Below are 14,491 nucleotides of genomic sequence, written 5' to 3' on the forward strand. Positions count from 1 at the left end.
TTATCAAATACTAAAAAGGTTTTTAGTATCAAATAATTATAATTATATGTTCTAATAGAATTCAACTAAAATTTATGTAATATTTAACATCTTATCAAGAATAGCATTTATGTAACCAATTGATAAAAGCTTTTCTTAAAAAAGAAGGATTATGTTTTTGAAAGATAATATAACATGAAAATTATAAATAAAAATATGAAAACAGAAGACGATATCATATTAGAAGCTGTAAAAGGTAAAATTATCACCCATCAAAATGAGCTTGTTGCCATTCTAAAATCTTTGAATGTTGACATTCCTCAATCCACTCTTTCAAGAAGACTGAAAAAGCTTGGCATAGCTAAAATAAACAATCAATATACTATCCTTGGAACAAGACCTCGAATTCAAAGCCCCATTTTGAGTATTAAAGTTTCTATGCCCAATATCATTGTTTTACATACCCTACCAGGTCATGCCAATTCGCTCGCCATTCAACTTGACGAAAAAATTTCATTTGAATCAAAAAACTCTTTGCATGACGCTTATAGTACTTTATGTGGCACGATCGCTGGTGATGATACTGTCCTTGTACTTTGTGATGGCTCAATAAATGGGTTAGAAAAATTGAAAAAAGAAATAGAAGAAGATTTCACAGTGGACGAAACGTATTAATTTAATTTCAAATAAATTGATATATTAACAAAAAATCATAATCAATTTATAATTTTTTTATATTAAATATCAAAATCATGGATCTCTTTTTTTATATATACATTAATACAATTTAAAAAATTAAACTAATAAACTATAATAACTAAAATAAAAATTAAATTTTATAATAAAATTTTTATAACTTAAATTTACAAATAAACTTTTTTCTAATTATATATTAAATTAAATAAATAAATTTTTATTTGTATATTTATTTTAATATATTATATTTTAAAAAACCGTTTATATAATTAGCGGTAAAAAATATTTTGAATATCATTTAAAAGGATTATAAATGAAAAAAATAATTTTTATAATTTCACTATTTATTGCAAATAATTCTTTTGCTTATAGATCAATAGATAGTCTTTCAAATTCGTATTTTTTTGATACAAATGGGAATCGAGTGGAGTACTGTAAAGTTTATTTCATGCAATTAAAATATAATTATATGATTAACGGAATTAATTCAGAATTTAAATTTATTAGCAAAAGGGAAAATGATTCTCATTTGAGCGATTATTTTCCATACAACAAACAAAATAACACAGAAGAAGTTATATTTGAACCTAGTTTTAAATCAAATTTACAATGTGGCAATTACGGTATTGAATTAAAAAAAGGATTTAAAATTAATTCTAATGATAAATATATTAAAAAATCTGATAAAGTAAGAATAAATTTTCTTGCCAATGAATTTGAAAACCCATATTTATCTCAATTTTATTATCAAAAAGAATTTGATTTAAATTCATTAGTAAGTTCTATTACTTGCCCTGAAAGATTTTGTAAATTTTCTGAAAATATTGACGCTGAATCCGAATTTTCCAACTTTTTTTCTAAAAAAGTAGATGACTTTTATAATTATGAAGATTGATTAGAAATTTAATTTTAATAAAAAATCATCTGAGAATCTATTCCAGTATCTATTTCAATAAGACAAGACCTAAATAAATATATTAATAATTTCAATAATTTAAATACTTGATTATTTACTTTATCTATTCTATAATCTATTTCAATAGACTATGGAATGGAGTACCCATGAGAGTAAAGCCTTATAATCAAGAAAAAATAAAAACAGAAATTTTGAGTTTTTTAAAATTAAATGGGAAATCCAATATCGCTCGTTTAAAAAAACATTTTCCGTATAGCCAATCCTTTTTCTCGCGTATTTTTAAATTATTAGATCAAGAAATTATTATTTTAGGAAAAGCCCGAGAAACAGAATATGCAGCAAAAAGAATAATTGATGGAAAAAACTCCAGTTACCCTATTTATGAAATTCTTGAAGATAGCTCAAGCTTAAAAATAGGTATATTATATGCGATTGAACCTAAAGGTTTTTATTTTTTGTCGCATTTAAAAAATATTTCATCCGAATATTCTGTTGATCTTCCTTATTTTTTAAATGATTTAAGACCTAGCGGTTTTTTAGGACATTTAGTTCCAAACTTAAATCCTGAATTAAATTTACCAAAAGATATCCGCATTTGGTCTAGTGAACATTGTTTAAAATATTTAACAACTAAAAGTTTTGATAATATTGGTAATTTAATTATTGGTGATCTTGCTTTTCAAAAATATCTATCTCAAAAAACACAAACAAATGGAATCGAATTTCTGAAACGAGCTGAACAATTTGAACTTTATGCAAATAATGTTTTATCCTATGGAGAACCAGGCTCTTCCGCTGGTGGAGAACAACCAAAATTTTTAAGCAATTTATTGCCTCAAAATAAACAAGTTCTTGTTAAATTTTCTCCTCCTCTTCATTCTGATATTGGGGTACGCGTAGCTGATTTATTAATTTGTGAACATTTAGCCCTGAATACACTTCATAAAAACAATATAGAAAGCGCTCAATCTGAAATTATTTTTACAAAAAATCGCATTTTTTTAGAGCTAGAAAGATTTGATCGCATTCCCAATTTAGGAAGAAAGGGGCTTATTACTTTAGGTTCCTTAGATGCCGAGTTTTCTGGAACAATGGGAACTTGGTCAGAAACATCCATAAATTTAATGAAAAAGAAAATCATTCCAAAAGAATTTTATAATGAAATTCGTCTCCTTGAATTATTTGGTCACTTCATTGGAAATAATGACATGCACTTATTTAATCTCTCTTTTTATTTTTCTAAAAATAAAGTCATAAAAATCGCCCCTGTTTACGACATGCTTCCCATGTTATTTAGACCAATGAATAATCAAATTGTTCCCAAAACATTTTCACCCCCGTTACCTTTACCAGAAGATTCAAATATTTGGGATAAGGCTTATCAACTAGCCATTCAATTTTGGAATGCGGTTTTAAATGATAAAAATATTTCATCTTCTTTTAAAGTAATAGCGCAGGATTGTCTTTTTATTTTAAATAAACAAAAAGATATTGGAAAACTTTTGCCAAAATAAAATAGATTTGATTGAAAATTGAAGTGGAATTTTGCTTTAAATTTAAATAAAAATTAAAATATATAGTTATGAAAGTTTTTCAAGCTCTTCAGATGATAAACCTGTTATTTTCATAACGATTTCAGGAGAAAATCCTTCACTGCGCATTTTTTTTGCAAATTGAATTTTAGCTTCTGTTTTTCCTTTTTCTATCCCCTCATTTATACCTTCTTGCCGCTCGGTATACATACTTGTGTTGTAGTCACTTAAGTATTTTAAACGAGCTTCATATTTTGCCCGAGCAACGGGATCTTGGCTTAAATACTCCAAAGTTTCTTGAGCTTTATTTATTGCAGAATTGTCCATTTTCATGACCTCTTTTTTATAAACAAAACGAAACAAGGTTTAAATTTGTTTCGTTTATTTTGCATAATAAATATTTTATATAAAATTTAAAATCAATTGAAATTCTCTTATAACTTTTCAAGCTCTTCAGATGATAAACCTGTTATTTTCATAACAATATCAGGAGAAAATCCTTCACTGCGCATTTTTTTTGCAAATTGAATTTTAGCTTCTGTTTTTCCTTTTTCTATCCCCTCATTTATACCTTCTTGCCGCTCGGTATACATACTTGTGTTGTAATCGAGAATATACTTTTGCCTTGCTTCATACTTTGCCCGAGCAACGGGGTCTTGGCTTAAATACTCCAGAGTTTCTTGTGCTTTATTTATTGCAGAATTGTTCATTTGCATGACCTCCTTTTTAGATGCACCTTTTAAAAAGACCATCCATTTTTCTAGGTTATTGTAATAGGTTTTTGGAACTTTGGGAACTTCTAAAAATACAAATTCAAGATCTTTTGAAAACACTTTATGGGTTTTTACATCTAAGAGTCTTACATTCGTAATAAACTCTTCTTTTTCCTTAAAAAAATTAAAGTTTAAAACATGAATACATATAGAAGGTGCCAAATATTTATATGTTTTTCCTTGTATTAATTGTTTTTCATAAAGTTTTGCCCAATAATATAAACAACGTTTTTCATACTCACCCGTATTCCGCATTTGCATTTCTAAATTCACAAAAGAACCATCATTTAGCTGCGCAATTACGTCAAACCGAGACTCTTTATCAAACTCACTATCTTTATTCACTTCATTATTTAAAAAAGTGACAGATATTATTTTTCTTTCCTCTGGGTAATTTAAAATACTATTCGCAAAATCAATAAATATTTCTTCATCCTCTCCAAATATGCGTTTAAATAAATAATCATTTTTAACATCCAGTAACTTATCATTTTCCAACTCAACATCCTTATAAAAAACAAATAAACCTCTTGTTTATTTGCCAAAGGTTTGAGTAACAAAAAATTTTAAAGAAAAAAGGGGGTGACCAGAAACTGAACAGATTGATTTTTTATATATATAAATAAACAGTTACTTTAAAAATTAAAGTAAAACCATGATATTTTATTAAAATTTATTTTAATACCCTATCGGGTTATAAAATGGCTATTTTTTAATTTTATTACCCTATCAGGTATTAAAATTAAGTTTTTCTTGCTTTAGTACCCTTTAGGGACTACACTGAAATAGTCTCTATTAATGGAGCTTATTCATTATGCCTGAAAAAAAAAGAAGAAATATCAATGAAATAGAAAAAAACTCCAATCCCATTGCTCTATTTGTAAGGGAAAAAAGAAAATACCTTGGCTACACCCAGTATGAATTTTCCAAAAGAATTGGCGTTGGACTTCGCTTTTTAAAAGAACTTGAACTTGGAAAAGAGACCTTACGCATGGACAAAGTAAACCAAGTTTTAAAATATTTAGGAGCAAGACTAGAACCTACTCCCTATCGTGAAGAGGATAATATTTAAATGGCGCGAAAAGGAAAAGTATTTGTATTTGAATATTATGCAGGAATCATAGAAGAAACCGATGATGGTCATTTTATTTTTGAATATGATGAATCCTATTTAAATTTAAAAAAACCTTTTCCAGTAAGTCTTACATTACCAATACGCAAAGAAAAATATGAATCTAAATATTTGTTTCCTTTTTTTGATGGTTTAATTCCTGAAGGTTGGCTTTTATCTTTGTCAATTAAAAATTGGAAACTAAATGAAAAAGATCGTATGGGGTTGTTACTTTCAGTTTGCGAAGACTGTATTGGTTCCGTAAAGGTCATACCTTATGAAAAATAAAATAATAAAAAATTGTCTTATTTGTTTTCAAAGTTTAGAAAATGACAATAACTATTATCACGAAAATTGCTGTAAAAATTTATTTAACTCTACACAACCACCAAGCATTTCTCTTGAAAAAAAAGAAATAGAAAAACTTGCCCTACAAAATTTAAATAAACGACTTGCTGTTACCGGAGTTCAAAAAAAATTATCCATCAGACTTTTTTCTGAAAACAAAAACTCCGTTCCTAAACTTACCATTGTAGGCGCTTTATCAGGCCAGTATATTTTAAAACCGCAATCAAAAGATTTTCCTTATATGCCCGAACTTGAAGCCTTAACCATGCAACTTGCCAAAAAATGTGGGATTGATGTTGCCGACAATGGTCTTATTTTTTTAAAAGATAAAAGCCTCGCTTATATTACAAAAAGATTTGATCGAATAAATGAAAAAAAACGCGCTTGTGAAGATTTATGCCAATTGTCTGAAGTTCTAACTGAACAAAAATATCGAAGTACCGCAGAAAAAACGGCTAAAGTAATTAAAAAATATTCTTCATTTCCAGGTAACGAATTATTAAAATACTTTGAAATAACTTTATTTTGTTTTATTACAGGGAATGCCGATATGCATTTAAAAAACTTTTCTTTATTAACTAATGAAAATGATATTATTCAGCTATCCCCTGCATATGACTTAATTTCAACAAGACTCCTTATTCCCATAAAAGAAGATCATGAAGAACTTGTTTTAAGTGTTAATGGAAAAAAGTCTAATATCAAACGCAAAGATTTTGAATTTTTTTCAAACAATGTTGGTATTAATGAAAAAAGTTTTAATTTTATTTTAAATAATTTTTTTTCCAAAAAAGAAGAAATGTTTCATTTAATAGAAAATAGTTATATTTCTGAAAAAATGAAAAAAGAATATATATTATTGATTGAAGAGAGGATGAAGAGGATAATGAATTAAAACTGTTTATTATGATTTTTTTGATAATGATACTCTAAAAAATTTTTATTTTTTTATTCTGATAAAATTTATTTAATTTTTAAATTAACTTTAACTCTTGTGCTTTATTTATTGCAGAATTGTCCATTTTCATGACCTCCTTAAAAACAAAACGAAACAAAGTTTAAATTTGTTTCGTTCATCTAGGATAATAAATATTTTATATAAAATTTAAAATTAAATATGATTCACTTATAACTTTTCAAGCTCTTCAGCAGTTAAACCTGTTGCTTGCATCACAAACTCGAGAGAAGCTCCTAATTCTCGCATTTTTTTGGCGACTTGAATTTTAGCTGCTTCTCTCCCTTTCTCCATCCCTTCATTTATACCTTCTTGCCGCTCGGTATACATGCTAGTGTTGTAATCAAGAATATACTTTTGCCTTGCTTCGTACTTTGCCCGAGCAACGGGGTCTTGGCTTAAATACTCCAGAGTTTCTTGTGCTTTATTTATTGCAGAATTGTCCATTTTCATGACCTCCTTTTTAGATGTTCCCTTTAAAAAGACCATCCATTTTTCTAGGTTATTATAATAGGTTTTTGGAACTTTGGGAACTTCTAAAAATACAAATTCAAGATCTTTTGAAAACACTTTATGGGTTTTTGCATCTAAGAGTCTCACATTCGTAATAAACTCTTCTTTTTCCTTAAAAAAATTAAAGTTTAAAACATGAATACAAATAGAAGGTGCCAAATATTTATATGTTTTTCCTTGTATTAATTGTTTTTCATAAAGTTTTGCCCAATAGTACAAACAACGTTTTTCATACTCACCCGTATTCCGCATTTGCATTTCTAAATTAACAAAAGAGCCATCATTTAATTGTGCAATCACGTCAAACCGAGATTCTTTATCAAACTCACTGTCTTTATTCACTTCATTATTTAAAAAAGTGACAGATATTATTTTTCTTTCGTCTGGGTAATTTAAAATACTATTCGCAAAATCTATAAATATTTCTTCGTCTTCTCCAAATATGCGTTTAAATAAATAATCATTTTTAACATCCAGTAACTTATCATTTTCCAACTCAACATCCTTAAGTAAACAAATAAACCTCTTGTTTATTTGTCAAAGGTTTGAGTAACAAAATATTTTAAAGAAAAAAGGGGGTGACCAGAAACTGAACAGAATGATTTTTTATAAATATAAATAAACAGTTACTTTAAGAATAAATGATGTTTTTGAATATGACCCAGCTCTTTTTTCCAACGTGAGCTAATTTTGCAAACTGCTTCTATTAATGAATTAATTCTGTTACTTCTTCAGTAATAGTTTTTAATTCAACAATCCCATATTGATATGCAATCGTTATGCCCTAAAGATATTTTCCTAATTACTAAAAAATATTTTTCTTAACTATTGGTCGATTTTTTTTGTAGTCAATATGATCTATTGCAAATAAGGTTTGAATATGATGTTTTATGTTTCCTTTTTTTCGATCAAACCTTTTTGTCATAAAATGTGAGCGGTTATTTTCATTTAGCAGTCGACATTCGGACATTTGAATTTTGGCATGAGTTACCATTAAATAATATGCATACTCTATTCTGCCATAGTCTTGGGATGCACCAAGTTCTTTGTCTTGCCCCCATGCCATCAAACTTTAGTAACCATTACTCAAACTCATTTGTAGCCTCGACTTGACCTGAGCGAATTTCATTCGTAACAGGATTCCATTAAATTACAGCTTTTGCTTTTGCGCCACCAGCAGATGTTCCTACTCATATAATTCTTCTTAATTTTTCGCCATATAGTGAAATATCAAAGCATCTCCAAAATCATTGGGTAAAGAGTCGTATAAAACAGAACAGCTTATAAATATTTATTCCAAATATAAACTTTAATTAAATTTACTTTTTTAAATTTGATTTAAAACTTTTCTCAATAAGCGCTTGAAGCTATTTAGAAAAAATAGCAGGTACTACAATGAACTCTTTAAAGGCTTTTTCAAGGAGTAAAGATTATTAAAAGCTTTTAAAGGTGAAAAAAAATTAAGATTTTATTAATTGAAAATCAAAAAAAGCTAAAGCAAAAATGCTCTAGCTTTTAAATAAATTAGACTTTTAAATTCTATTTATTTTTTAAATGTTACAACTATATTATCTCTTTTATCAGCATTCAAAGTATAGCCTGATAACTGAGCAATTTTTAAAATACCTGAGAATTCTTTATCTTTATTTGAAACATTTTCAATTACTGCTTTTGGCAACTTAATAACGTATTGAGTTTTATTTGCCAATTTTTCTACTACAAAAGGAGCAGAAATTTGAAGAGTGTCTCTCAAAGTATTGTCATCTAATGAAAGTGGGTTTACATTTAATGAATCATTTGATTTTAAAATATAAGCAGAAATTGGAGCACTTACTGCATCACCAGCTGTATTTTTTAATAAAACAATATCATCTTTAATTGCAGTATTTCCATTATTTGAAATAATATAGTTCTTTGTGTCAACTATATTTCCAGCTGTGAAAGTATATGCTTTAGATAAAACTTTATTATCATGATCTTTTAATGAAACAATTACATCGTATGTTTTATTTGGCTCAGCATTTTTTGTTGCACAAATATAATCTTTGCCAGATAATTCCTCAATACTCAAAAACTTTGATGAAGGAATACTTATTTTAAAATCAGAAACTGTTGCATCAGCTTCAGCTCCATCTTCTTTTAATTTATAAGAAACTTTTGAAAGTGATGCACAGTTTTTAATAAGACCTTGTGTTAAGCCAGGAACAATTAAATTAGCTAAATCAACTTTATTCCCATTTTTAGTGAACTCAATTGTTGATAATTTAGGAGCTGTTCCAACAAAAATAGCCTTGGTATTAGAATCGTTAAGTGTTAACTCTCCATTTTTATTATATTTTTGAATAGCAATTTTTAATTTAATTGGTTTGTAAGCTGTTAAAGCTTGTGCTGTTACCAAAGTTAAAGGATTATCATATGCATTTACAAAAGCTGAGCTAGAATCAATGACTGTATTAACAGTTAATGCGTTATTTGTGTCATCTTCTTCTGTAATTTTTATTTTGTAATTATCATTCTCTGACTTTTGTTTTGTAATATCTATATAATCAGTATCAGTAAATTTTACTAAAATGTTAGCACTGTAGTTAGTATTTATATTAAGTGTATCTAAAGCAAGTTCAGATTGTTTATTTTTGAACTTAACATCTTCTAATACGCCATTAATTACATTAACACTTAGTACTTTTGTAATTTTCCCAACAGTAACTGTAAAATTTTGACCATTTTCTAATTTTAAATCTTTAGGAACTTTAAATTTAATAAATGTAATTTTATCTTTAACTTCAGATGTTAGCTCTAATTTTTTATCATTTTGAGTTTTAACAATAACATCTTCAATTTTTGAAATTGGAGTTATTGCTCCATTTGAATATTCAGCATCTATAAAGAATTCTAGAGATTCTGAACCACGAGGCGCATTTAGTGAAACTATATTAGGATAAGAAGTGTCTTCGGCTTTAGCCTTATTACCTTTAAAAGTAAAAGTTTTTAAAACAGCCATATCAGAAACAGTTGTTTTAGCTGATTTGAAAAAACCTTCGCTTCTTACTGTAATGAAAGCAGGATCACCTTTTACAGCTTTAGCTTTTAATAATGTTCCTTTAGGAATGGTATTACCATTATTATCATTTTTTGTTCCATCAGCAAAAACATTTTCTGCATTAGCACAAACTTCATTTGTTTCATCATTTAATTCAAACTTTTTAGAATTAGCAGTAGCTGTGTCTAAATTAACAGAAAGATTGCCAGCTTTTTTTGCATGTTGTGTGAAGTCTGCTTCTTTTCCATTTTCATCTGTATAAGTAATTGTATATGTGGAGCATGAGCCTTCAGGAATCTCACCATTAAATTTAACTGTTAAGTTTTTAATTGGTTGTGGTTTTGATTCATCTTTTTTTGATGACTCATTTGCAGTTGGCTTATTGTCATCAGATTTTTTGTTACATGCAGTAAAAGCCAAAGTTGCTATACCAACACTCACAGCAGTAAGTTTTAAAGAACTCTTCATTGTCATTAAATTTTCTCCATAAAAAAGAATAAAATTTGAAATAAAACACAGGTAATTATTGTAATTGCAAATTAACAACAATGTTTTATCTGCAATTTGGAAACTATAGATCACAGAATTTGTAAATGTCAAAATTTTAATACAAATTTAATAATCATATAAAATAAGATTTTTTTTGAAATTACCTGAATTAGAATAAAGATAAATGATTTCAAATGGTAAGAATATAAAATTTATTTGGATATCTTTATTTAAAAATAACTAACTAGCCAAATTTAATTTTTTTTATAAATTAAAATCATGATTAATTTAATTTATTAAATAACGAATTCATTTAATTAAAAAAATATTTAAGGTTAATTAGATTTATTGCAAAAAGAACAATAACTTAAACATATAATATAAACAAAGCTTTTAAAAATCAAGATTATATTTAGTGTCATCAATTTTAATTTATAATAAAACATAACATTTAAATTATTTATTTTAAATAATAAGTAATATAATAATTATAATTTTTTAGATGACAAAAATATTTTTTTAATTAAAATTAATTTTTTATTAAAGAAGTATAAATTTTTAGATGACTAAATGATGAAATTTTTATTAAAATTAGTCAAATATGCGATTAGACGAATTGATTAAATTTGTTGCATAATTTTTGCAAAATAATTTATTAGAATTTTAACATTTTAATAATACTAATTATTTTATTGTACTATATTGCTAGTTCCATGATTTTTTTAATAAAACAGGGGATTTCTCAATTTTAAATGTATAAACTACAATAGCCTGTCATAGAGTGCGTCCACCTTATGTCAGACTATTGTAATTAAATTGCTAAAGTGAGATTTTTTAGAACCTCACATAGTATTAGATGTTATATTTTAAGAAAACTTATTACAGTCTTTTACTGGTTATTCTTAAACAGTAACTTCATTCAATTTTGCTTCGATTTTCTTAATTTTCTCTTTAATGGTATTAATAGCTTTTTCAGCCTTATCTGTTTCTTCTAAAGCCTTATTATATGTTTCTTTAGGTATCTTATCTTTTACACCTTGTTTATTTTCAGGTAGAATAGCAGCATTAGTATCTACTGCACTAACCAAAGCATCATATTTAATTTTTTCTTGGTCACTTAAGCCTTTTTTAGTATTATAGTCAGATTCGGCTGTCTTTAAATCTAATTTAAGTTTTGATAAATCTTCCGCAGAGATATGAACATTTGAGTCCCAACCTTCATTATAATTATATAATTCTTTATAATTATCAAAACTTACTTCAGATGTTAATTTTGTTGAACCTAATGATAAATGATTAATATGACCAAAGTATGTTGTTTTCATAGCTTCAGGAGTAGCTACTGATGTGACATTACTAGGAGTAGTATTAAATGAAACTCTTTGAGCTTGCATAGATGAAGAGAAATAATTTACCACATTTCCATCAGCCATAGGGCTTTGTAAAACAAGTTTAAGAATTTCTGGATTAGCTTGTTCAATTTTTAAAGTTATTGGAGATTTATTGTGATTATCATTTAATTGATTATTTCCCAAAATAACTACTCTTGGATTAATAGCTGCTGCAATAGTATTATCAACTTTAGTTCCAAACTCATTATTACTCTTTAAGAAATAAAGGCCAATAGATTGTTCTTTCGTGTTTACAAACTTGAAATCACCTGAATTTACAGTACCAGTACTGTCTCCTTCGTATCTCATAACAACAACAGGGGTATCAACAGCAGCAATTGCTTCAACACTTAACTCGTTAGATTCAAGATTTTGGAAAGTAGATTTAAAGCTTACTGAACCAGTACCTTTATTTGAGGCACAAATTACATTACGGTTTGCAAAAGATTCGTTTGCTCTGTCTTTAAAGTCAGAGAATAGAGCAAAGTTAGTATTATTTGAAATTAATTGAGAAATTTTAGCATTATTATTATAGCCTTCAACTTTAACATCACCAACATACAATTCTGTAAGTGCCCTTGAACATAAATTACGTTTAACATCATCATATGCGTTACCACCTTGAGGTAAGGATATGGTTTTAGCAATTTCGTTTGAAGATTTTTCATTAAGAATTTTGGTATAACCATTATTGTCATAAGTTCTAAATGATTGTTTTAATACAGGTTGTGTTTTGGAAACTACAAAATATTGCTTATCAATTAAATTATTTTTATATAAAGCTTTTAAATCATTTTTAGCATTATTATAATTAGCACTATCTAACTTAATTTTAGCTATTTGATTTGCTGAAAGACCTTTGTAATCATTATCTTCTAAATAATTTGGAACAAATTCAACATCAACTTCTAGTTCATAAAAATTATTATTTGTGCTTGAGAAAAATGGGGTATTTCCAACATCAATATAGCGCTTAGAAGAAACGGAATCTAATTTACCAACAATTTTTTCTGTTAATTTATTATTTACAAACAAGCCTGTGCTTGAATCTGCTTCTTTAGATTTTACAATGCTAAAAGAATGAGCTTGAGTAGAGTTATTTAAATCTTTTAATGAGTAGTTAACATTAAATGTACCATTATTATGGTTACTATCAAAGATTGATTTAAATTCAGTTGGTTTATCGGAGTATGCTGCTAAAATATCGAATTCTTGTCTTCCAAATACATTTGTATTAAGTTTAACAATTTTATAGCCCATAGGAACTGATGGAATTACTTTTATCACAATTTCTTGAGTATAGGCTGGTAACTCAACTTCATTATTTGCTACATTTGGTTTAATCTTAACAGATATTTGGTATTCTTTAAATTCACGACTAATTGGAATACCTGAAGAATCAATAACCCAGCCACCCTGAATAGCATCGTAACTTACATTAATTTTCTTTTTATTTGCATCTAATAATTCTACTTCTGCAAGAGAGTCTGTTAATTCAATATCACCATTGTCTCTTATTTCACTTTCGGAATTATCACGGCCAGTAAGAACACCATATATTTTAAATGATTTAGATTTTAAGCCTGCAGGCATTAAATGAGCTTTTTGAACTCCATCTTGTTTGACGCTTACGTGTGCTACAACAACATCCAATGTTTCTGAAGCAGAAATATGATTTGGATTAGTTAGAGATCCTATTCTTACATTTAATGTTACTTTATTGTGAATACCTTCTTGAGAACCATTAGAAAATGCACGTGCTGGAGTTTTATTTGTTTCAGTTTTTAAGAAACTTTTAGCACAAATCCTTCCGCCATCAAGAATGAAGTCTTTTTTAGAAGCTTCATCTAGTTCTACTTGCATATCACCATTATGTTTTCCATTATTTGATGTATAAAAAGAAGTGATATCACTCCATTTAGTAGCATCTAATGGATCTATAACACGAACTCTATAATCTGCACATGCGTTTGATGGTATTTTATTACCACTTGGAAGTACAATTTTAACTTTATCTTTAGTTAAATCGAACTCTTGAATGATTTCTACACTATTTCCAAATTTATCTGTTTTATATGATTTTACTATACATTTTGTACCTGCTTGTTCACATTTAGGAACCAAAAGTACATCGCCTTTTACATTTTTTACATCATTTCCATTTTGATCTTGAACTTTAGTTGGTGTTGTTACTGATCCATCTTTTCCATTTAATCCATTAGAACCATTTGTTCCATCATTGGAATTTTTTTTACAACCTGTCAATGCAATGCTCGCTATACCCAAGCCAAGTGCAGTGAGTTTTAAAGATTTTTGAAATGTCATGTATTTTTCTCCTAAAAAAAACAAAATACTTAAAGCAAAAGATATAAATTGCTGAAATTGCAAAGTAACAGATGAGTATATTTGCAATTTTGTTTCTATATCTGATTTAATAATAAGTTGTCAAAAAAAATGAACATAAATAACAAATATATTTACACTTTTTATTATTTTTAATAATAAAAATATCTAAAAAATAATATATGATATTTTTGGTAATCATTTTTAATATTTTTAACTCTAAATTAGAATCGCTAAAAAATATGTAATCGCGTTTAATTTATTTTTATTTTTTTTGTAAATTATTATATTTTTTTCTATAAATTCTTTATGATAAGTTTTGTTGTTTTAAGAATGCATAAAATTAAGAAAATAAAGGTGCTATAAATAAACACAAATTTTATTTTTCCAATTTCAAAATTTCAT

Annotated in this window: 12 protein-coding genes; 6 read left to right on the forward strand and 6 right to left on the reverse strand. The window is 27.0% G+C overall.

Annotated features, from left to right (window positions below; translation table 11 throughout):
* Positions 1-174: 174 nt before the first annotated feature.
* The 3 genes from GCL60_RS06030 to GCL60_RS06040 all read left to right on the forward strand — a co-directional run bounded on the left by GCL60_RS06030 (position 175) and on the right by GCL60_RS06040 (position 3,105).
* Positions 175-654: an arginine repressor gene (locus GCL60_RS06030; protein WP_153419240.1), complete on the forward strand. Its 480-nt coding sequence runs from the start codon at positions 175-177 to the stop codon at positions 652-654.
* Between the two features lie 334 nt (positions 655-988).
* The gene (locus GCL60_RS06035; RefSeq protein WP_153419242.1) at positions 989-1,570 is read left to right on the forward strand and encodes a hypothetical protein; all 582 of its coding nucleotides are present in this window, start codon (positions 989-991) and stop codon (positions 1,568-1,570) included.
* A 167-nt stretch (positions 1,571-1,737) separates the two neighbouring features.
* Positions 1,738-3,105 carry a HipA domain-containing protein gene (locus GCL60_RS06040; protein WP_153419244.1) on the forward strand — a complete coding sequence of 456 codons (1,368 nt, stop codon included), beginning with the start codon at positions 1,738-1,740 and terminating at the stop codon, positions 3,103-3,105.
* Positions 3,106-3,171: 66 nt separating this feature from the next.
* Here GCL60_RS06040 and GCL60_RS06045 read toward each other — a convergent pair whose 3' ends face one another.
* Both GCL60_RS06045 and GCL60_RS06050 read right to left on the reverse strand, forming a co-directional pair.
* Positions 3,172-3,456, reverse strand: a complete 285-nt coding sequence (locus GCL60_RS06045) for an Rpn family recombination-promoting nuclease/putative transposase (protein ID WP_153419246.1) — start codon at positions 3,454-3,456, stop codon at positions 3,172-3,174.
* Positions 3,457-3,557: 101 nt separating this feature from the next.
* Complete coding sequence (locus tag GCL60_RS06050; RefSeq protein WP_153419248.1) at positions 3,558-4,394, reverse strand: Rpn family recombination-promoting nuclease/putative transposase; 837 nt, start codon at positions 4,392-4,394, stop codon at positions 3,558-3,560.
* A gap of 316 nt (positions 4,395-4,710) precedes the next feature.
* On the opposite strand from GCL60_RS06050, the gene GCL60_RS06055 reads away from it, so the two are divergent.
* Genes GCL60_RS06055 through GCL60_RS06065 form a run of 3 tightly spaced genes read left to right on the forward strand, consistent with a single transcriptional unit; the run spans position 4,711 to position 6,250 of the window.
* Positions 4,711-4,968 carry a helix-turn-helix domain-containing protein gene (locus GCL60_RS06055; RefSeq protein WP_153419250.1) on the forward strand — a complete coding sequence of 86 codons (258 nt, stop codon included), beginning with the start codon at positions 4,711-4,713 and terminating at the stop codon, positions 4,966-4,968.
* A complete protein-coding gene (locus tag GCL60_RS06060; RefSeq protein WP_153419252.1) occupies positions 4,969-5,295 on the forward strand; it encodes a HipA N-terminal domain-containing protein in 327 nt (108 codons plus the stop codon). It abuts the gene before it with no gap.
* On the forward strand, positions 5,285-6,250 hold the full coding sequence (locus GCL60_RS06065; RefSeq protein WP_153419254.1) for a HipA domain-containing protein: 966 nt from the start codon (positions 5,285-5,287) through the stop codon (positions 6,248-6,250). Before GCL60_RS06060 ends, GCL60_RS06065 begins: the two co-directional genes overlap by 11 nt.
* A gap of 231 nt (positions 6,251-6,481) precedes the next feature.
* On the opposite strand, the gene GCL60_RS06070 is transcribed toward GCL60_RS06065, so the two are convergent.
* The 4 genes from GCL60_RS06070 to GCL60_RS06085 all read right to left on the reverse strand — a co-directional run bounded on the left by GCL60_RS06070 (position 6,482) and on the right by GCL60_RS06085 (position 14,068).
* Positions 6,482-7,318, reverse strand: a complete 837-nt coding sequence (locus tag GCL60_RS06070; protein WP_161998101.1) for an Rpn family recombination-promoting nuclease/putative transposase — start codon at positions 7,316-7,318, stop codon at positions 6,482-6,484.
* 310 nt (positions 7,319-7,628) lie between these two features.
* Positions 7,629-7,889 carry a HipA domain-containing protein gene (locus GCL60_RS17350; RefSeq protein WP_202614001.1) on the reverse strand — a complete coding sequence of 87 codons (261 nt, stop codon included), beginning with the start codon at positions 7,887-7,889 and terminating at the stop codon, positions 7,629-7,631.
* 477 nt (positions 7,890-8,366) lie between these two features.
* The gene (locus GCL60_RS06080; RefSeq protein ID WP_153419258.1) at positions 8,367-10,337 is read right to left on the reverse strand and encodes a hypothetical protein; all 1,971 of its coding nucleotides are present in this window, start codon (positions 10,335-10,337) and stop codon (positions 8,367-8,369) included.
* Between the two features lie 917 nt (positions 10,338-11,254).
* Complete coding sequence (locus GCL60_RS06085) at positions 11,255-14,068, reverse strand: hypothetical protein (RefSeq protein WP_153419260.1); 2,814 nt, start codon at positions 14,066-14,068, stop codon at positions 11,255-11,257.
* Between the last annotated feature and the right edge of the window lie 423 nt (positions 14,069-14,491).

Source organism: Silvanigrella paludirubra (assembly GCF_009208775.1).
Taxonomy (GTDB): domain Bacteria; phylum Bdellovibrionota_B; class Oligoflexia; order Silvanigrellales; family Silvanigrellaceae; genus Silvanigrella; species Silvanigrella paludirubra.

Bases quoted from the DNA above. Each gene is read 5' to 3' on its own strand.
- GCL60_RS06030 (WP_153419240.1), top strand. From the start codon at position 175: ATGAAAATTATAAATAAAAATATGAAAACAGAAGACGATATCATATTA.
- GCL60_RS06035 (WP_153419242.1), top strand. From the start codon at position 989: ATGAAAAAAATAATTTTTATAATTTCACTATTTATTGCAAATAATTCT.
- GCL60_RS06040 (WP_153419244.1), top strand. From the start codon at position 1,738: ATGAGAGTAAAGCCTTATAATCAAGAAAAAATAAAAACAGAAATTTTG.
- GCL60_RS06045 (WP_153419246.1), bottom strand. From the start codon at position 3,456: ATGAAAATGGACAATTCTGCAATAAATAAAGCTCAAGAAACTTTGGAG.
- GCL60_RS06055 (WP_153419250.1), top strand. From the start codon at position 4,711: ATGCCTGAAAAAAAAAGAAGAAATATCAATGAAATAGAAAAAAACTCC.
- GCL60_RS06060 (WP_153419252.1), top strand. From the start codon at position 4,969: ATGGCGCGAAAAGGAAAAGTATTTGTATTTGAATATTATGCAGGAATC.
- GCL60_RS06065 (WP_153419254.1), top strand. From the start codon at position 5,285: ATGAAAAATAAAATAATAAAAAATTGTCTTATTTGTTTTCAAAGTTTA.
- GCL60_RS17350 (WP_202614001.1), bottom strand. From the start codon at position 7,889: ATGGCATGGGGGCAAGACAAAGAACTTGGTGCATCCCAAGACTATGGC.
- GCL60_RS06080 (WP_153419258.1), bottom strand. From the start codon at position 10,337: ATGACAATGAAGAGTTCTTTAAAACTTACTGCTGTGAGTGTTGGTATA.
- GCL60_RS06085 (WP_153419260.1), bottom strand. From the start codon at position 14,068: ATGACATTTCAAAAATCTTTAAAACTCACTGCACTTGGCTTGGGTATA.